Source organism: Streptomyces sp. Ncost-T10-10d, from assembly GCF_900091955.1.
In the GTDB taxonomy this organism is placed as follows: domain Bacteria; phylum Actinomycetota; class Actinomycetes; order Streptomycetales; family Streptomycetaceae; genus Streptomyces.
Map to the genome: position 1 here is coordinate 56,307 of NZ_FMDF01000033.1, position 19,230 is coordinate 75,536.

At 70.5% G+C, this 19,230-nt stretch carries 12 protein-coding genes, 1 tRNA gene and 1 pseudogene; 3 read left to right on the top strand and 11 right to left on the bottom strand.

Annotated elements, in window-relative coordinates:
- Positions 1 to 426 precede the first annotated feature (426 nt).
- A complete protein-coding gene (locus GA0115254_RS03150) occupies positions 427 to 1,482 on the top strand; it encodes a type III polyketide synthase (RefSeq protein WP_093893711.1) in 1,056 nt (351 codons plus the stop codon).
- A 183-nt stretch (positions 1,483 to 1,665) separates the two neighbouring features.
- Complete coding sequence (locus GA0115254_RS03155; RefSeq protein WP_093893712.1) at positions 1,666 to 3,360, top strand: bifunctional 3'-5' exonuclease/DNA polymerase; 1,695 nt, start codon at positions 1,666 to 1,668, stop codon at positions 3,358 to 3,360.
- 15 nt (positions 3,361 to 3,375) lie between these two features.
- On the opposite strand, the gene GA0115254_RS03160 is transcribed toward GA0115254_RS03155, so the two are convergent.
- Both GA0115254_RS03160 and GA0115254_RS47375 read right to left on the bottom strand, forming a co-directional pair.
- Positions 3,376 to 3,612 (bottom strand): hypothetical protein, encoded by a 237-nt coding sequence (locus GA0115254_RS03160; RefSeq protein WP_093893713.1) that lies wholly within the window; start codon positions 3,610 to 3,612, stop codon positions 3,376 to 3,378.
- 237 nt (positions 3,613 to 3,849) lie between these two features.
- Positions 3,850 to 4,172: pseudogene (locus tag GA0115254_RS47375) on the bottom strand (carbohydrate-binding protein); the annotation flags it as partial.
- A gap of 44 nt (positions 4,173 to 4,216) precedes the next feature.
- Here GA0115254_RS47375 and GA0115254_RS03170 point away from each other — a divergent pair.
- The gene (locus GA0115254_RS03170) at positions 4,217 to 4,897 is read left to right on the top strand and encodes a phosphotransferase (protein ID WP_176739957.1); all 681 of its coding nucleotides are present in this window, start codon (positions 4,217 to 4,219) and stop codon (positions 4,895 to 4,897) included.
- Positions 4,898 to 5,030: 133 nt separating this feature from the next.
- Here the strand turns inward: GA0115254_RS03170 and GA0115254_RS03175 are convergent, their stop codons facing one another.
- The 9 genes from GA0115254_RS03175 to GA0115254_RS03220 form a co-directional block, all read right to left on the bottom strand.
- Complete coding sequence (locus GA0115254_RS03175; protein WP_093893715.1) at positions 5,031 to 6,185, bottom strand: glutathione-independent formaldehyde dehydrogenase; 1,155 nt, start codon at positions 6,183 to 6,185, stop codon at positions 5,031 to 5,033.
- A gap of 377 nt (positions 6,186 to 6,562) precedes the next feature.
- A tRNA-Thr gene (locus tag GA0115254_RS03180) sits at positions 6,563 to 6,636 on the bottom strand.
- 119 nt (positions 6,637 to 6,755) lie between these two features.
- On the bottom strand, positions 6,756 to 8,282 hold the full coding sequence (locus GA0115254_RS03185; RefSeq protein WP_093893716.1) for an alpha/beta hydrolase: 1,527 nt from the start codon (positions 8,280 to 8,282) through the stop codon (positions 6,756 to 6,758).
- A 109-nt stretch (positions 8,283 to 8,391) separates the two neighbouring features.
- Complete coding sequence (locus GA0115254_RS03190; protein WP_093893717.1) at positions 8,392 to 9,597, bottom strand: DNA polymerase III subunit delta'; 1,206 nt, start codon at positions 9,595 to 9,597, stop codon at positions 8,392 to 8,394.
- Positions 9,598 to 9,781: 184 nt separating this feature from the next.
- The gene (tmk, locus tag GA0115254_RS03195; RefSeq protein WP_093893718.1) at positions 9,782 to 12,955 is read right to left on the bottom strand and encodes a dTMP kinase; all 3,174 of its coding nucleotides are present in this window, start codon (positions 12,953 to 12,955) and stop codon (positions 9,782 to 9,784) included.
- A gap of 282 nt (positions 12,956 to 13,237) precedes the next feature.
- On the bottom strand, positions 13,238 to 16,093 hold the full coding sequence (gene topA / locus GA0115254_RS03200) for a type I DNA topoisomerase (RefSeq protein WP_093893719.1): 2,856 nt from the start codon (positions 16,091 to 16,093) through the stop codon (positions 13,238 to 13,240).
- 330 nt (positions 16,094 to 16,423) lie between these two features.
- Positions 16,424 to 16,621, bottom strand: a complete 198-nt coding sequence (locus GA0115254_RS03210) for a hypothetical protein (RefSeq protein WP_093893721.1) — start codon at positions 16,619 to 16,621, stop codon at positions 16,424 to 16,426.
- Between the two features lie 358 nt (positions 16,622 to 16,979).
- Positions 16,980 to 18,494 carry a N5-glutamine methyltransferase family protein gene (locus GA0115254_RS03215; RefSeq protein ID WP_093893722.1) on the bottom strand — a complete coding sequence of 505 codons (1,515 nt, stop codon included), beginning with the start codon at positions 18,492 to 18,494 and terminating at the stop codon, positions 16,980 to 16,982.
- Positions 18,495 to 18,586: 92 nt separating this feature from the next.
- Positions 18,587 to 19,204: a small secreted protein gene (locus GA0115254_RS03220; RefSeq protein ID WP_093893748.1), complete on the bottom strand. Its 618-nt coding sequence runs from the start codon at positions 19,202 to 19,204 to the stop codon at positions 18,587 to 18,589.
- Positions 19,205 to 19,230: the final 26 nt, after the last annotated feature.

Consider the following 19,230-nt stretch of genomic DNA (forward strand, 5'->3'; position numbering starts at 1 on the left):
CGCCGGGCGCTTTTCTGCACACCCGGCACCTTGCTGTGCCCTGCCGCGCACCCGACGCCCTGCTGTGCCCTGCCGCGCACCCGGCGCCCTGCTGTGCCCTGCCGCGCACCCGGCGCCCTGCGTTGCCCTGCGTGTCGGCTCGACATGCGGCCCCGATCCGCCTGCCGTAGCGTGATCCCGACGGCCATCCACCCAAGCCGTGGCGGATCAGTATCCGCCCACGAACGGCTAGCACTCAGTCTTCGACGGTCGGCCCGTCCGCGCCCGAATCAGGGGTACCGACCCCGGCGCAGGAATCCACCAAAGCTCTGCTTCGCGCGTCACCGCGCGTGCGGAGCCGTGGTGGCCACTCCCGCGTCGGCGAACACCCCGCCAACCGTTCCGGGCCCGGCGGTGTGGACCATAAAGTCCGCTAGGAGGAGTTCCATGGCGGTTCTCTGCAAGCCGGCCATCGAGGTTCCCGAGTACGTCATCACCAACGAGGAAACTCTGGAGCTGGCCCGACGGTTGCACGGCGACCATCCGCAGATCGATCTGGTCCTTCGTCTGATCGAACATACCGGGGTGCAGAAACGGCACCTGATCCAGCCGATCGAGAAGGTGCTGCAGCACCCGGGCTTCGACGCCCGCAGCATCACCTACGAGCAGCAGACCAAGGCCAGGGTTCCGGCGGTGGTACGCCGGGCACTCGATCAGGCCCAACTGGAGCCGCGGCAGATCGACTTGATCGTCTACGTCTCCTGCACCGGCTTCATGATGCCTCCGCCGACCGCGTGGCTCATCGGCAAGATGGGCTTCCGGCCGGAGACACGACAGCTGCCGATCGCCCAACTGGGCTGCGCCGCGGGCGGCGCAGCCGTCAACCGGGCCCACGACTTCTGCACGGCGTACCCCGACGCCAATGTGCTGATCGTCGCCTGCGAGTTCTGCTCGCTGTGCTACCAGCCGACCGATCTGGGTGTCGGATCCCTGCTGTCCAACGGCCTGTTCGGCGACGGCATAGCCTCCGTCGTGGTCCGGGGCAGGGGTGGCACCGGAGTCCGCCTGGAGAGCAACGGCTCGTACATCATCCCGGACACCGAGGACTGGATCTCCTACGCGGTCCGGTCCACCGGATTCCACTTCCAGCTCGACAAGCGTGTGCCAGGAACCATGGAGCCCCTCGCCCCGGCCCTGAACGCCCTCGCGGAGGAGCACCAGTGGAACGCCGGCAAGATGGACTTCTACATCATCCACGCGGGCGGTCCGCGCATCCTGGACGACCTGAGCCGCTTCCTCGACGTGCCGCCGGAAGCGTTCCGCTTCAGCCGCGCCACGCTCACCGAGTACGGCAACATAGCCAGCGCGGTGGTGCTCGACGCCCTTGGCCGCATGTTCGACGAGGCCTCGGCCCTTGAGGGCCACCGCGGCCTGATGGCGGGCTTCGGCCCCGGCATCACAGCCGAGATCTCCCTGGGCACCTGGACGACGGACTCCGAGTAGGTTTCGGCCCGTCCGGCGCTTGTGGCCCCCGGTCCCTGCAGCCCGTCCGGCGTTCGAGGACCGGGGTCCGGGGCGGGGCCCCAGTTCAGGGAAGGGGCGCGTGGTGGGGTGAAACCCCGCGCAGCGGTCCACCCCGCCACGCGCCCCACGCCCTTGTCAGTGCCGGGTGCCAGACTCGACAGCATGACCGAACGATGGGCTCTGGCCACCACGGAGACCGGCGGCGCCCTCCTCGCCCCGCTGGACTCCACCGGCCTGCCCACCGCCCCGGTCCTGACCGAACCCGACCTCGTGGAGGCGGTCCGCTCCCGCCCGGATGTCACACGCTGGGTCTGGCGGTCCACCGCCGAGATCTACCCGCGCCTGCTCGCGGCCGGCGTCCCCGTGGCCCGTTGTTACGACATCGAGGTCGCCGAGTCCCTCCTCCTCGCCCACGAGGGCCGTCTCGGCGAACCCCGTTCCGCAGCCGCCGCCCACGCCCGCCTGCGCAACGCCCCCGTACCCCCCGATCCGCCGCCCCGCTCCGCCGAGCCCGGCTCGCAGTCCTCCCTCTTCGAGCCGCAGTCCGGCACGGACCTGCCCTTCGACGACCTGCTCCAGGTGTACGCCGACCAGCTCCGCCGCCACGACGCCACCGCGCACCCGGGCAGGATGCGCCTGCTGACGGCCGCCGAATCGGCCGGCATGCTGGTCGCCGCCGAGATGAACCGGTCAGGCCTCCCCTGGCGCGCCGACGTGCACCGGAACGTGCTCCACGAACTGCTCGGCGAGCGTTACGCGGGCGGCGGCGAGCCCCGCAGGCTGGCCGAGCTGGCCGACGAGGTGTCGGCCGCCTTCGGCAGACGGGTCCGTCCCGACCTCCCCGCCGACGTGGTGAAGGCGTTCGCACAGGCCGGCATCAAGGTCAAGTCCACCCGGCGCTGGGAGCTGGAGGGGCTGGACCATCCGGCGGTGGAACCCCTCATCCAGTACAAGAAGCTGTACCGGATCTGGACGGCGCACGGCTGGAGCTGGCTCCAGGACTGGGTACGCGACGGCCGCTTCCGCCCCGAGTACCAGCCGGGCGGCACGGTCAGCGGCCGCTGGACGACCAACGGCGGAGGAGCGCTGCAGATCCCCAAGGTGATACGGCAGGCGGTCGTCGCGGACGAGGGCTGGCGCCTCGTCGTCGCGGACGCCGACCAGATGGAGCCCAGAGTGCTGGCCGCGATCTCCCGCGATCGCGGTCTGATGGAAGTGGCGGGCCATGACGGCGATCTCTATACGTCACTGTCGGACCGGGCCTTCCACGGCGACCGGGACCACGCCAAGCTGGCCCTGCTGGGCGCGGTCTACGGCCAGACCTCGGGCGACGGCCTGAAGAACCTGGCAGCCCTGCGCCGAAGGTTTCCGCTGGCCGTGGCCTACGTCGACGATGCGGCAAAAGCGGGCGAGGAAGGACGTCTCGTACGGACGTGGCTGGGCCGGACCAGTCCGCCCGCGGCCGGGAGCGAGGAGGACGACGAGGCCGGCATCCCGCAGGGGAGCGCGGAACAGCCCTCCGCCGAGGGCGAATTCACCCCTGGTTACGCATCGTCGAACGCCCGCGCGCGGGGCCGCTTCACCCGCAATTTCGTGGTGCAGGGCAGCGCCGCGGACTGGGCACTGCTGCTCCTGGCCGCCCTGCGCCGGTCGCTCGGCTCCGCCGGCCTCCGGGCCGAGTTGGTCTTCTTCCAGCATGACGAGGTGATTGTGCACTGTCCACAGGAGGAGGCAGAGGCGGTCGTGGAGGCGATCCGGGCGGCCGGTGACATGGCCGGGCGGACCGCCTTCGGCGATACGCCGGTGCGTTTTCCGTTCACGACGGCGGTGGTGGAGCGCTACTCGGACGCGAAGTAGGCCGCCACCTGCGGATCACCCGCCGGAGCCGGGCGTACTCGGCCCCTTGGGCCCTCCGCTCCCCTGCTGTTCACCCGTATCCGGCCCCGGGGCAGGTCGTGCGCCCGGTCCGTCGTCGAACCCGGCCAGCCCGTGATCGTAGTGTGCGGGACGCAGATGCTGATGCCGATGCCTGGCGTTGAGCATGTGGATGACGAACGCTGCGATCGCGATCATCGCGAGGACGACCACGACGGTGACCAGGGTGTCCATGCGGTACCGGCCCCCTTCGATGCGCAGGCCGACAAAGGCGGCTCACCGGGAGCCGTACACATCCAGGCTACTCCGCGGACCGGCGCCCGCCCCCGGACGGCGATCCCACCGCGTGCGCCCCACAAGGGCCCGGACCGCAGATGCTCCGGTCCGGGCCGAGCGCGGCGTGCGCCCCGCGAGGGGATTCCCCGGGGGCGCGCCCGCGCAGCGGGGGTACGCCTCCGCTGTGCTGCGTATCTACCCGCGTTCCCACAGCGCGGGACGTTCGGCGGTTCCCAGCCGACGATGGCCGAGTGCGCCTGCAGACAGCGGTACGTGACCCCGCCGGAGTCACCCGGTTCGGCGCACACACGGGTGCGGGTGACCCCGGAGACGGTGCCCTCCTGGTAGGTGACGCTGGTGTTGCGCTGCTGGACCGTTCCGCAGTGCCGGCCGGTCGTCGAGCCCGAGCGGCAGACCGTCGATCCATCCAGCAGCTCGGTGGATCCGGTGACCGTCACATCGCCGTTGCCGTACCCGTTCACCAGGGCATGTGGCGTCCAGTTGGTGTTGGTGGCGACCACGGAGCTCCCCGTGCCGCCACCCGCACCCATAGGTTCGTCCCATGCGAATAGGTGAGCTGCTGGGTGCCGGACGATCCGCCGATGTGTACGCGCTCGACGAGAAGTGGGTTCTGCGCCGCTACCGCGACGGCATGGACGCCACCCACGAGTGGACGGTCATGTCCTACCTCAGCGCCTACGGCTACCCGGTCCCCCAACTCGGCCCCCGTGACGCCGAGGCAGCCCCTTGCGACCTGGTACTGCAACGTCTGAGCGGCCCTACCATGCTGCAGTCCCTGCTCTCCGGGGATCTCTCCGCGACCGAGGCCGGCACCATGCTGGCCGGTCTCCTCACCGAACTGCACACCGTCCCCGCCCGGCTCTCCCCGCGCCCCGAGGACCGGATCCTCCATCTCGACCTGCACCCGGACAACGTGATGCTGACGGACCGGGGCCCGGTGGTGATCGACTGGACCGACACCGGGGAGGGCGTGCCGGCCGCGGACCGGGCCATGTCGGCCCTGATCCTCGCCCAGGTCGCGGTCGACGACCGTTCCCCCGCGTCGGCGGGGGCTCGCGCCCTGCTCGATGCCCTGTTGCCGCACTTCTCCGCCTCCGGCGGCATCCCCGACCGCCACCTCGCCGAAGCCGCCTCGCGTCGCGCGGCCAACCCGACGATGAGCCCTCACGAGGTGGCCCTCATCGGCCGGGCGACATCGCTGATCACCGAGTTGACGGACTGAGCCCCCGCGAAGAGGGTGCTCGGTCCGGAACCCCGCTGATCGATGTCCGTGTTGAGGAGCACGACCAGGGAGCCCCGGCCGGTGGCGAGCACGCGGGCCCGGATACGCATGTCGTGCCGGCGACCCGCCGGATTCAGCCCATGCCACCGGGGTGGAGGACGACCTTGGTCCAGCCGTCGTCCCGGCTGTCGAAGTGCTCGTAGCCCCGCGGCGCTTCCGAGAGCGGAAGCTCGTGGGAGACGATCCACGACGGCTCGGCCTTGCCCTGCTGGATGAGGTTGCACAGCTGGCGGTTGTAGGCCTTGACGTTGGCCTGGCCGGTACCCATCGACTGGCCCTTGAACCAGTACATGCCGTAGTCGAAGGCGATCTCTCCTTCGTCCTTGTAGAGCTTGTCCGGGCTGCCGGGGTCATGAGGGAAAAAGTCGCCGACCACGCCGATGGTGCCGGTGAACTTCACCGACTGCACCAGATTGTTCAGCGTCAGGTTCGGCTGCTCGTGCCCCTGGGCGTCATGTGCCTGGTAGCCCACGCACTCACAACCGCAGTCCGCACCCAGTCCGTTGGTGTGCTCGTTGATCTGATCGATCGGTGAGCCCTTGGAGTCGTCGATGGGGATGGCGCCGATCTCCTCCGCCAGACGCAGCCGGTCCGGGTGACGGTCGACAACCATCACCTCGGCGGCGCTCTTGAGTTTCGCCGACAGGGCGGCCATCAGGCCGACCGGCCCGGCACCGTAGATGACAACGGTCTCGCCCGGCCGCACACCCGCGAGTTCGGTGCAGTGCCAGCCGGTCGGGAAGACATCGGACAGCATCACGTAGTCGTTCTGCTTCTCCCGCGCCTCTTCCGGCAGCACCAGGCAGTTGGAGTCCCCGTACGGAACCCGCAGAAACTCCGCCTGCCCCCCGTTGTACGGGCCCATTCCCGCGAAGCCGTACGCGGCACCGGCCATCCTCGGATCCGTCGGCGTGGTCAGACAGAACGCCGTCAGCCCGTTGTCGCAGTTGCGGCAGAACCCGCAGCTGATGTTGAACGGCAAGCAGACCAGGTCCCCCACTCTCACCCGGTCCACGCCGTCACCGACCTCGATCACCTCACCCATGTTCTCGTGGCCCAGGACGCGCCCCGTCTCCATGTCGGTGCGCCCCTCGTACATGTGCAGGTCAGATCCGCAGATGTTCGTCGAGGTGATCCTGACCAGCACGTCCGTCGGCCGTTCGATCCTCGCGTCCGGCACGTCCTTGACGCTCACCGAACGCGGTCCGTCGTACACCAGTGCCTTCATGGAATTGCCTCCGCATTCCGCATTCCCCGATCGCGCCGTCTGCGCCCACCCCATCGAAAGGTCTGGCGAGGAGAACCGGCCACGCGAGGAAGGAAGGCATGCGCTGCCGTCGGATCCGGCGGATCCCCGGAACTCTGCGAATCCGGCGGAACTCCGGATCACTGGATCAGTTGGATCACCGGATCCGCACAAGCCGCGAGTCGCTGCTCCCGGTGGCGGTCGACCGCCTCGGACATATCGCTCTCGGGCGGGACTTGACGCCTCTTCCACCCTCCCACCGGGTCGCCTCATGTCAACCGGAGGCCGCGCGCGGGAGCGGTCGAGCAAGCGCATAGAAAAACCCCAGGTCACGGCGAGTGAGTCCTGGGGTTGATCCGAGCCGCCTTCGGGATTCGAACCCGAGACCTACGCATTACGAGTGCGTTGCTCTGGCCAACTGAGCTAAGGCGGCACGCCCTGTCGCACCATGGTGCGATCAGCAGCGTCGCCAAGTCTACACAGTTTCCGGGGGTGCTCCGTACCAGCCTGGCTTTGGCCCGTTTCCGCAGGTCAGCGGGGCTCCGGATGGGATCAGGAGCACATCTTGCCCTTGGCCGGCGGGGTGCCCTCCAGGAGGTAGGTGTTGATCGCCGTGTCGATGCAGTCACTGCCGCGGCCGTACGCCGTGTGCCCGTCGCCGCGATAGGTGAGGAGGGTGCCGGAGGAGAGCTGGCCGGCCAGGGACTCGGCCCACTTGTACGGAGTGGCCGGGTCGCGGGTGGTGCCGACCACGAGGATCGGGTCGGCACCCTTCGCCTCGATGCGGTGGGGGGTGCCGGTGGACCGGACCGGCCAGTGGGCGCAGTTCAGGGCGGCCCAGGTGAAGGTCCTGCCGAAGACCGGGGATGCCTTCTCGAACCCGGTGAGTGCCTGGGCTGCGGCATTGGCGTCGGCGAAGGCGGGCGGCATGTCCAGGCAGTTCACGGCAGCGTTGGCGAACATCAGGTTCGCGTACGTGCCGTTCGGCTCGCGTTCGTAATAGCTGTCCGCCAGGGAGAGCAGGCCGGAACCGTCACCCTTCTCGGCCCCGGCGAGGGCAACGCGGAGCTGGGGCCAGGCCGACTCGTCGTACATGGCGGCGATGACTCCCGTGGTGGCGAGGGATTCGGTGAGCTCGCGCGAGGCGCCGGTGGGAATCGGCCTGGCGTCGAGGCCGGCGAAGAGCTGCTTCAGACGGGTGGCCGCGTCGGCGGTGGAGGTGGTGCCGAGCGGGCAGTCCGCCTTCTTCACGCAGTCGGCGGCGAAGGACTGGAACGCGGTCTCGAAGCCCGCGGTCTGGTCGCGGTTCGCGTCGACTGCGGGGAGTGACGGGTCCATCGCGCCGTCCAGGACCAGGCGGCCGACGCGAGCGGGGAAGAGCTCGGCATACGTCGCGCCGAGATAGGTGCCGTACGACGCCCCGACGTAGTGCAGCTTCCCGTCACCGAGCAGGGCCCGCAACATGTCCATGTCGCGGGCCGTCTCGACGGTGGAGACATGGGGGAGGATCTCGCCCGAGCGCCGCTCGCAGCCGCTTGCGAACTCCTTGTAGGCGTCGCTCAGCCTTTTGACCTCGGTGGCGTCGTCCGGGGTCTGGTCGACCTGGGTATAGGCATCCATCTGCGGACCGGTGAGGCATTCGACGGGCTCACTGCGGGCCACTCCGCGCGGGTCGATGGCGACCATGTCGTAACGAGCCCGGACCTGGGCGGGATAGCCGATGGCCGCGTAACTCTGGAGGTAGCCGACGGCCGAACCGCCGGGGCCGCCCGGATTCACCAGGAGGGAGCCGATCCGCTTGCCCGGTCCGGTGGCCTTCATGCGGGAGACGGCCAGCTCGATGTCGCCGCCGTCCGGCTTCGCGTAGTCCAGGGGCGCCTTCATCGTCGTGCACTGGAACCCCTCGGCGCCGCAGTCCCGCCAGTTCAGCTGTTGCGCGTAATACGGCGCGAGCGCCGCGGGCACCGCTGGGGCGGACGGCGAGGCGCTCGTCGAACTACCACTGCTGCAGCCGGAGATGAGGAGGGCGGCAGTACCGAGCACGGTGGCAAGGATGCGGAGCGGGCGCCTGGAGTCCATCCTCGGAGCGTAGTCGCCGGGTGACGGGTCGCCCGCTTGTCTGCTCGTACGGGTGAAAAAGCAGTGATGAACGGTGATGATGAGCAACGGCGATGAGTGATGAGTGGCGTCAGCCCGCGCGCAGCGCCATCGTCATCGCCTCCACCGCGAGCAGCGGTGCCACATTGCGGTCCAGCGCCCGGCGGCAGGCGATCACCGCCTCTATCCGGCGCAGGGTTCGCTCGGGCGTGGAGGAGCGGGCGATGCGGTCGAGGGCATCCTGCGCGTCCGCATGGGCGATGGCGATCCGCGAGCCCAGCTGGATGGCCAGTACGTCGCGGTAGAAGCTGGTCAGATCGGTGAGCGCGAGATCGAGGCTGTCACGCTGGGTACGGGTCTTGCGGCGCTTCTGTCTGTCCTCCAGCTCCTTCATCACCCCCGCCGTGCCGCGCGGCATCCGCCCCCCGGCGGCGGCGCCGAGCGCGGCCTTCATCTCTTCCGTCTCCTTGGCGTCGACCTCCTCCGAGACCTGCTTGGCGTCATCGGTGGCGGTGTCGATCAGCTCCTGGGCGGCCTTGAGACAGCCTCCGATGTCCTCGACCCGCAGCGGGAGCTTGAGCACGTCGGCGCGACGGGAGCGGGCCCTCTCGTCGGTGGCGAGGCGACGAGCCCTGCCGATGTGGCCCTGGGTGGCACGGGCGGCGAACGCGGCCTGCTCCGGATCGATGCCGTCTCGCCGGATCAGGACATCGGCGACAGCATCGACCGGGGGCGTGCGCAGCGTGAGGTGACGACAGCGGGAACGGATGGTGGGCAGCACATCTTCGAGGGAGGGTGCGCAGAGCAGCCACACCGTGCGCGGCGCGGGCTCCTCGACAGCCTTCAGCAGGACGTTCCCCGCGCCTTCGGTGAGCCGGTCGGCGTCCTCCAGAACGATGACCTGCCAGCGGCCGACGGCCGGGGAGAGCTGGGCGCGGCGGACCAGCTCGCGGGTCTCCTTCACACCGATGGAGAGCAGATCGGTACGGACCACCTCTACGTCGGCGTGCGTACCGATGAGGCTGGTGTGGCAGCCGTCACAGAAGCCGCAGCCCGGTGCGCCGCCCAGGGCGCGGTCGGGGCTGGTGCACTGGAGGGCGGCGGCGAAGGCCCGGGCGGCGGTGGAACGGCCGGAGCCCGGCGGGCCGGTGAACAGCCAGGCGTGGGTCATCTTCGACCCCGGAGGCACCGGCTCCCCCGCGGAGTGGGCGGTGACCAGCGCATCGGCGTCCCGGGCGGCGGCACCGAGCTGCTCCTGCACCCGGTCCTGACCGACCAGGTCGTCCCATACGGTCATGGGTCACCGCCCTTCCGGTGGTGTGCGGCCGCGCGGCTGGCGATGCGGCCGCGCAGCTGTGATGTCACTGCTTGTCGATCCGGCTTCCCCGATCCGACTCCCATTGTGGGGGACGGGTCTGACAATCCCGGCAGCACCGCAGTCCGGCTGCCGGGCCGTCGACCCGCCCGGCAGCCTCCGCGGATCAACGGCGCGGGCGCCGTCCCCGGCCCGAGGGGCCTGAGCCCTCGTCGTCGCGGTGGTTGCCCAGCAGCTCGTCCGCCAGCGTCGGAAGATCGTCCAACGGGGTCTCCTCGGCCCAGTCGGGACGAGGGCGCCGGCCCCGGCGCTCCTGACGTTCCTGAGCGTCCCAGTGGTCCTGAACCGGCTCCGGGGCGACCGCATGCGGGTCGCTGATCTGCGGAAGCTCGCGCGTGCGCTCGTTCTCGCTCTCCCGGGCGGAGTCCGCCGGGCGCTCGTCACGGAAGATGCCCCGCGGAACCCGGTCTGCCGGATTCGCGTCCCGGGCGTCACGAGCAGCCCGGGCGTCGCGTACGTCCTGCACCGGAGGAAGAACCGTCGTCTCATCCGCGGCACCCGCCACGCCAGGGCGCACGGACCGGTCGTGGATCTTCGGAAGCATCGCCGTCTCGGCCTCGTCGGCGGGCGAGGGCGGGGTGACCGGCGAAGGCACCGGCTGCGTCACATCGTTCGGGTTGACGATCGGTGTCGGCACCGTGATCTCGCTGTCCGGTACGGACGCCGACGCAGCCGCCTCCGCCCGGGCCGCCTCTGCCGCCGCAGCCGCCTCGGCCTCGGCCTTCCGGCGGGCTTCCTCGGCCCGCAGCAACGCCTCTTCGGCCTTGCGCTGCTTTTCCAGCCGCCGCGCCTCGGCCTCCTTGCGCAGCCGGGCCTCCTCCTCGGCCTGCCTGCGCAGCCGGGCCTGCTCGGCCTCGCGGGCCGCCTCCTCGGCCGCCAGCCTGGCCCGCTCCTCCTCGGCCAGACGCCGGGCTTCCTCGGCCCGCTGCCGGGCCTCCTCCGCCTGGCGCTCGGCTTCGCGGCGGCGTGCCTCCTCCAGCTCCCGGCGCTTGCGCTCCTCCTCCTCGGCGCGGAGCTTGGCGAGCTGTTCCTGCCGCTCGCGCTCCAGCCGCTCCTCCTCGGCCTTGCGGGCCGCCTCTTCCTCGGCCTTGCGCCTGGCCTCTTCCTCGGCGGCCTTGCGCGCCTCCTCCTGGGCCTTGATCTCGGCCTCGGAGAGCGGGAGGAGCTGGTCGAGCCGGTGGCGTACGACCGTGGTGATCGATTCCGGATCCTGGCCCGCGTCCACCACCAGGTAGCGGGTCGGGTCGGCCGCGGCCAACGTCAGGAAGCCGGACCGCACCCGGGCATGGAACTCGGGCGGCTCGGACTCCAGCCGGTCGGGCGCCTCGGTGAACCGTTCCCGCGCGGTCTCCGGGTCGACGTCCAGCAGCACCGTCAGATGCGGTACGAGTCCACTCGTCGCCCAGCGTGAGATCCGGGCGATCTCGGTCGGGGAGAGGTCACGGCCCGCGCCCTGGTAGGCAACGGACGAGTCGATGTAACGGTCGGAGATGACGATCGCGCCCCGCTCCAGCGCCGGACGGACGACCGAGTCGACGTGCTCGGCGCGGTCGGCGGCGTACAGCAGTGCCTCGGCCCGGTTGGAGAGCCCGGCCGACGACACATCGAGCAGGATCGAGCGCAGCCGCTTGCCGACCGGGGTCGCGCCCGGCTCACGGGTGACGACGACCTCGTGGCCCTTGGCGCGGATCCACTCGGCGAGCGCCTCGACCTGGGTGGACTTGCCGGCGCCGTCGCCGCCCTCCAGGACGAGGAAGAAACCGGTCGCGGCAGGGGCGACGGCCGGGTCGCCGCCGCGCAGCGCCTCGCGCAGATCACGACGCAGTGGCACTCCGGAGCGGTCGTCCGTCTTGGCGAGGACGATCACGGCGACGGGCAGCAGCAGTGCGCCGATCAGCATCAGCGCGAAGGCCGCTCCGCCGTGGGCGAAGACGAAGCCACCGGAGGTCAGCCGGTGCTCGCCGATCGCGGCGGCCAGCAGCGGGCCCGCGAGCGCGCCGAGCGCGATGAGGACCCGTACGACGGCCTGGAGGTGTTCGGTGGTCCTGGCCCGGCGGAACTCCTCGGTCTCCTGGTCGACCAGGACATGACCGGTGCCTGCCGCGACACCCGCCGCGTATCCGGCGAGCACCGTGATCATCAGCACGGTCGCCGTGTCCGGTACGAGCCCCATGGCAAGGAGTGCGATGCCCGTGACGGCGGTGGCCAGCGCGAGCAGTCGGCGCCGCGACAGCGCGGGCAGCACCTTCCCCGCGGTTCGGATGCCGACACCCGTGGCTCCGGTCAGGCCGAGAATCAGCAGGGCGAAGGTGGCGGGGCCGCCGCCGAGGTCGGCGGCGTGCAGAACGGCGACGGCGGCAGCGGCGGCAATGGCTCCGGCGACTGCGGCGGAGACGCCGACGAACAGCCGCACGGATCCGGTGCGGCCCTTGTCGGTTCCACTGCCGGTCGACGGTCGGCGCAGGCCCTCCAGCGGCGAGCGCGGGCGGGGCGTCTGCGAACCGGGCAGTTCCAGGAAGTACAGGGTGGAGATCGAGGCCGAGAAGAGCCCGGCCGCGACGTACGAGCCGAGGGCCGCCTGGTGGAGCGAGAACCACTCCAGGCCCGAGCCCAGCAGGTTGCCGATGAGCGTGGCGATCAGCAGGACGGCCGCGGCGGCCGGAATGGCGGCGAAGTCGGTGCGGATGAAGAGCCGGCGCAGTGCGTCGAGGTGGTCGGGCAGCGGACGTACAGCGGCGCCTTCGGGGGGCGGGGCGGGCAGCAGCGCGGGGGCGGCACCGTCCTTGGCAACCGTCCACAGGCGTTCGGCCGTGCCGATGACGAAGACGGTGATGAGGATCATCATGAGCGCCTTGTCGGGCATCCAGTCGATCCACAGCGGTGCGACGACCAGCAGCGCGAGCCTCAGCCCGTCCGTCCCGATCATCAGCCACCGCCGGTCCAGCGGTCCTCCTGGCGCGGTGAGCGTCGTCAGCGGCCCCAGGAGTACGGCTCCGAAGAGCAGGGTGGCAAGGATCCGGGCACCGAACACCGCGGCGACGGCAAATGCCGCCCCTCGGTACCCGGCTCCGAATGAGCCCTCGAGGACCGCCGCTTGCAGCGACATCAGCACCAACACGAGAAGGGCGAGTGCATCGCCGATACTGCCGACGAGCTGGGCGCTCCACAACCGCTTCAGCGGGGGAACACGCAACAGGGCTCGTACGGCGCGCTCGCGTGAGTCTGCGGCAAGTGTGTCGGAGGTGGGGCTCACGACCGTTGGCTGCTCGGCTCGCGTCATCCGCCCAGCCTATCCGGAGTGGCAGGGTCCCCGGAGGCCCCGCCCGAACATATGGGCGTCCGCGGGTGCGGGCGTCTCCCGCCCCGTCGGCAATCGAGGGGCGTTCCCAGCCCCTCCAGCGCTTGCGGGGAGCGGGGTCCGGGGCAGAAGCCCGGTCCCCGGGAAGGGGCGGGCAGCGGGACCAGCCCCGCCGCAGGCGCCCCGCCCCTCGCCCACCCGGCCCCGGTACGCAAACACCGGAGGGGCTGGAAAGCCCAGCCCCTCCGGCAATCGGCCGTACGGTCAGTCCTCCACGGACGCCGCAGTCGTCTTCTTCGCCGCGGTCGCCTTCTTCGCGGTCGTCGTCTTCTTCGCCGCGGTCTTCTTGGCTGCCGCAGTCGTCTTCTTGGCCACCGTCTTCTTCGCGGTCGCCTTCTTCGCGGTCGCCTTCTTGGCCGGGGCCTTCTTCGCCGTCTTCTTCTTGGCGGGCCCCTTGGCGCGCTTCTCGGCGAGCAGCTCGTAGCCGCGCTCCGGCGTGATGGTCTCGACGCTGTCGTCGGTCCGCAGCGTGGCGTTGGTCTCGCCGTCGGTGACATACGCACCGAAGCGCCCGTCCTTGACCACGACCGGAGCCCCGCTCACCGGGTCGGTGCCCAGTTCCTTCAGCGGCGGCTTGGCGGCGGCGCGGCCGCGCTGCTTGGGCTGGGCGTAGATCGCAAGGGCCTCTTCGAGGGTGATGTCGAAGAGCTGTTCCTCGGAGGTCAGCGAACGCGAGTCCGTGCCCTTCTTCAGATACGGGCCGTAGCGGCCGTTCTGCGCGGTGATCTCGAGCCCGTCGGCATCCTCACCGACGACACGCGGCAGCGACATCAGCCTGAGCGCGTCCGCCAGCGTCACCGTGTCCAGCGACATGGACTTGAAGAGCGAGGCCGTCCGCGGCTTGACCGCGTTCTTGCCGGTCTTCGGGGTGCCCTCGGGCAGCACCTCGGTGACGTACGGGCCGTAGCGCCCGTCCTTGGCGATGATCTGGTGCCCGGTGACCGGGTCCGCACCGAGCTCGAAGTCGCCGCTCGGCTTGGCCAGCAGCTCCTCCGCGTACTCGACGGACAGCTCGTCGGGCGCCAGGTCCTCCGGCACGTCCGCGCGCTGGTGGCCCTCGGAGTCCTTCTCGCCGCGCTCGATGTACGGGCCGTACCGGCCGACCCGGAGCTTGATGTCGTTGCCGACGGGGAAGGAGGAGATCTCGCGCGCGTCGATCGCGCCGAGGTCGGTGACGAGCTCCTTCAGACCGCCGAGGTGGTCGCCGTCGCCGTTGCCCGCGTCGGAGGCCGCCCCTGCTCCGGTCGTGTCGCCGGCGCCCGCCCCGAAGTAGAAGCGCTTCAGCCACGGCACGGACTGGGCCTCGCCGCGCGCGATGCGGTCGAGGTCGTCCTCCATCTTCGCGGTGAAGTCGTAGTCGACGAGCCGGCCGAAGTGCTTCTCCAGCAGGTTGACCACGGCGAAAGAGAGGAACGACGGGACGAGCGCCGTGCCCTTCTTGAAGACGTAGCCACGGTCCAGGATCGTGCCGATGATCGAGGCGTACGTCGACGGGCGGCCGATCTCGCGCTCTTCGAGCTCCTTGACCAGCGAGGCCTCGGTGTAGCGGGCCGGCGGCTTGGTGGCATGGCCGTCGACCGAGATCTCCTCGGCGGACAGCGCATCGCCCTCGGCGACCTGCGGGAGTCGCCGCTCACGGTCGTCGAGCTCGGCGTTCGGGTCGTCGGCGCCTTCGACGTACGCCTTCATGAAGCCGTGGAAGGTGATCGTCTTGCCGGACGCGGAGAATTCGGCGTCGCGGCCGTCGCTCGCCCGGCCACCGATCTTGACAGTGACGGAGTTACCGACCGCGTCCTTCATCTGGGAAGCAACGGTCCGCTTCCAGATGAGCTCGTAGAGCCGGAACTGGTCGCCGGTGAGGCCGGTCTCGGCAGGGGTGCGGAAGCGGTCGCCGGAGGGGCGGATCGCCTCGTGTGCCTCCTGCGCGTTCTTGACCTTCCCGGCGTACGTGCGCGGCTTGTCCGGCAGGTAGTCGGCACCGTACAGCTGCGTGACCTGGGCCCGGGCCGCGGAGACCGCGGTGTCCGAGAGGGTCGTGGAGTCCGTACGCATGTAGGTGATGAAGCCGTTCTCGTACAGCTTCTGCGCGACCTGCATGGTGGCCTTGGCCCCGAAGCCCAGCTTCCGGCTCGCCTCCTGCTGGAGGGTCGTCGTGCGGAACGGGGCGTACGGGGAGCGGCGGTACGGCTTCGACTCGACCGACCGTACGGCGAACGTGGCGTCGGCGAGCGCGGCGGCCAGGGCGCGGGCGTTCGTCTCGTCCAGGTGCAGCACCTGGACGGAGCCGGACTTCAGCTGCCCGTCCGGGCCGAAGTCACGGCCCTGGGCGATGCGGCGGCCGTCGACCGCGCTGAGACGGGCGGCGAGGGTCGACGGGTCGGAGGCGTCACCGGCGCGGCCGGTGGCGAAGGTGCCGGTCAGGTCCCAGTACTCGGCGGAACGGAAGGCGATGCGCTCGCGCTCCCGTTCGACGACGAGACGGGTTGCCACGGACTGGACGCGGCCGGCCGACAGGCGCGGCATGACCTTCTTCCACAGGACCGGCGAGACCTCGTAGCCGTAGAGACGGTCGAGGATTCGGCGGGTCTCCTGGGCGTCGACCATGCGCTGGTTGAGCTCACGCGGGTTGGCGACGGCCTCCCGGATCGCGTCCTTGGTGATCTCGTGGAAGACCATCCGGTGGACCGGGACCTTGGGCTTCAGGACTTCCTGCAGGTGCCACGCGATGGCTTCGCCCTCGCGGTCCTCATCGGTGGCGAGGAAGAGTTCGTCGGACTCGGCCAGCAGCTGCTTGAGCTTCCTGACCTGCGCCTTCTTGTCCGCGTTGACGACATAGACGGGCTGGAAGTCATGCTCGACGTCGACGCCGAGCCGACGGACCTCGCCGGTGTACTCGTCCGGGACCTCTGCGGCGCCGTTCGGCAGGTCGCGGATGTGCCCGACGCTCGCCTCGACGACGTATCCGGGGCCGAGGTAGCCCTTGATCGTCTTCGCCTTGGCAGGCGACTCGACGATGACGAGTCGGCGGCCGCCCTGTGCGGTCTCGCTGGTCGGGGACAACTTCGCTCTTCTCTCCGGTCGACACTCAGTGGGCATCCGGGCAGCGCGCTGACGCTGCCGACGGTGCTGTCGCTGCGGAGTGTGACGGTACAACCCGCCCCCGTGTCAAACGGCAAAAGCCCGCAACGGCCACTCGAACGGTAACCCGACTTCCGCCATTCCTGCCGCCCGGACTGCCCGGTCCGCTGCGCGCACGGCCGCTGCCTGCGGGTTTCCGGTCGCTGTGGCGGCGCTGCCGGCACCGGCGGTGAGAGGCGGACGGTCCGGGCGTGTTCCCTGCCACCGGCCGCCGCGCCCTGCGGTTCCCGGCCGGGTCCGGCGGGGAGTGGATCAGATGCGGGTGAAGCACCACACACCGAGGACGAGAAAAAGTACGCCGAACACAGTGGCGAGAGCGGCGGAGGCGACGGGGCTCACACCGTGCGCCACCGGCGCGCGGTGCAGCACGCGCGCCCCCGTCCACAGCAGCAGTGCGGCGCCGAACAGTGCGAATGCTGTTCCGGCGAAGACCGCAGGTCCGCTCTCCATGTCCGTACGCCTCCCTGTCCCTGCTCGGCCGGGGCCTGTGCCATCCGGTCAGGGGGAGGCTGCCACCCCAGGGCGTCGTGCACGCGAACCCCCGGTGAATGGCCGGATTCACACATCCCGGAGGTGCAGGACCGAGGCCCCGGGGGCAGGACCGGTCCGTGAGCCAACCGGAATCCGCAGCCTCCGCGGCGGGCCGTCGGCGGTCAGCATGAAGACGCTGATGGCGAGCCCGTTCATTACAAACGGCAGCACGCACCCGAACCGGAACGGAGTCCGGTGCGGGAGACAGCCGCGGTGGCGGAGCCGGCAGCTGCCCCACCCCGGGGCCGAGGCTCGGACCAGGACCGGAGCAACGCCATCAGCTCGCCGTCGGCACCGGCTCCAGGAAGCCCTCCTCCACCAGCAGTCGGATCGCCTGCGGGGTGCGATCGCGCAGCAGCACGGGGTCCTCGTTCATCAACTGGGCGATCGCGTCCAGGATCCGGCCCGCGGGCAGCGTTCCGTCGCACACGCCCGCGAAGCCCGCGCCGACGGCGTCCACCTTCGTCGCACGCCGCATGCCGCGGTTCTGACGGAGCACCACATGCTCGGGGTCCTCCGCGCCCGGCAGTCCGACCTGCTCCTGCACGACCTCGGCGGCGAGTGCGAAATGGCCGGCCAGGAGCGCCGCGTCGTCCTGTGCGCGGAGGTAGTCCTGGCGGGCGAAATGGGCCTGGACGGCCGGTCCGAGCGGCTGCTCCACCGCGTGCGGCCACTCCTCGATCACGACGGACGGGTTTCCGGCGGCAGCCGCGGCGGACTTCCGCAGAGTGATCCAGCCGAAGCCGACGCCCTTGGTCTTGCGGGCCTCGAACTCGTCCAGCCAGGCGTCGTACCGTGCGGCGTAATCGGCGGGGTCCGTGCGGTGGTCTCCGCTGTCGCGCAGCCACAGCTCCGCGTACTGCGTGACGTCCTGGACCTCGCGCTGCACGATCCAGGCGTCGCAGCCGTGAGGCACCCAGGAACTCAGCCGGTTCTGCCACTCCTCGCCGTCGATGTGCTGCCAGTTGGCGAGGAAGTGGGCATATCCGCCTTCGTTCAACCGGTCGCCCGACTGCTGCACCAAGGTCCGGCACAGATCGTCGCCGCCCATGCCGCCGTCACGGTAGGTGAGGCGGGCGCCGGGCGAGATGACGAACGGCGGGTTGGAGACGATCAGGTCGTACGTCTCGGTTCCGACCGGCTCGTACAGGGAACCCTGGCGCAGCTCGGCCGGGGCGGCTCCGGACAGGGCGAGCGTCAGCCGGGTGAAGTCCAGCGCACGCGGGTTGAGGTCGGTGGCCGTGACCCGGGTGGCGTGCTGCGAGGCGTGCAGCGCCTGGATGCCCGAGCCCGTACCGACATCGAGCGCGGAGGCGACAGGCGTGCGGACGGTGATCCCGGCGAGCGTGGTGGACGCCCCGCCGACTCCGAGGACCACGCCCTCCTCGCGCGAACCGATGCCGCCCGCGCCGCCGACCGCGCAGCCCAGGTCGGAGACGATGTACCAGTCCTGCCCCTCGGGCCCGCTGTACGGGCGTACGTCGACCGTGGCCCGCACCTCGTCGCCGGTCCGGGTCACCCAGCCGTCCTCGATGCACTCGGCCAGTGGGAGCGCGGCGCGGGCCCGCTCGTACGGGACGGGGTGCTGGAGCAGGAAGAGCCGCACCAGTATTTCGAGCGGGGAGTCCGCCCTGGTGGCACGCAGCGCCGGAACCGTCTCGCTGCGGGCGAGCGCGGCATAGGCCGGCGCGCCGAGCAGGTCGAGGAGCCCATCGGCGGTGAAGGCGGCGGCGAGCAGGGCTTCGCGGAGCCGGGGCGAACGGTCGGGCGCGGGGAGACTGGTCGTACTCACCCACCCATTGTGTCCGCTACCGCTGACAACGGCAGCGGCCCGGCGCCCACCGGGGCAGCCGGGCCGTCCGTACAACCGCCGCTTCCGCTCGGTTACGGCTTCTTGCTGGGCGAGGCGGACGGGGAGGCCGACTTCGAGGAAGCGGCATTCGGCGGCACCGAGGCCGTCGGCTTCTGGCAGCCCTTCTGCTTCGCCATCGCGGTGCCGACCTCGCCGGACTGGAGCCTCTTCAGCGCCTCGTCACCACTGGTGCTGATCTTGTTCAGCTCGTCCGCGATGCCCTTGAGGCCGTCGGCGAACTTCGCCTGGTCCTTCGTGTTGAGGGCGTCGACCTTCTTCTGCAGGTTCGCGTACGCCGCGGAGGAGGCGTTGAGCTCCTTCACGGCCTCCTTCTGCGTGGTCTCGCCGCCGTCGACCGGCGGCGCGCCCGCCGAATCGACAGCCGCTCCCAGCGCCTTGTACGCCTGCGAGATCTGCTGGAAGGCGGCCGAGTCGGTCCTCTGGACGTCGGCGGGCTTGCTGTTGTCGGCGGTCTGCTGCTGGATGGCGGCGTTGGCGTTCGCGATCTTCTGCAGTTGGGGCTGGACCTGGTCGCAGACCTTCTTGGCCCAGGCGTTCACCTTGGCGCTGTTGTCGTCGCTGCTGCAGCCCGACAGCGTAAGTACCAGTACCGCACCGCCGGACAGCGCGGCCGCAAGCTTCTTGTTCACCGGATCGGTCCCTTCCAAGGCTCTCG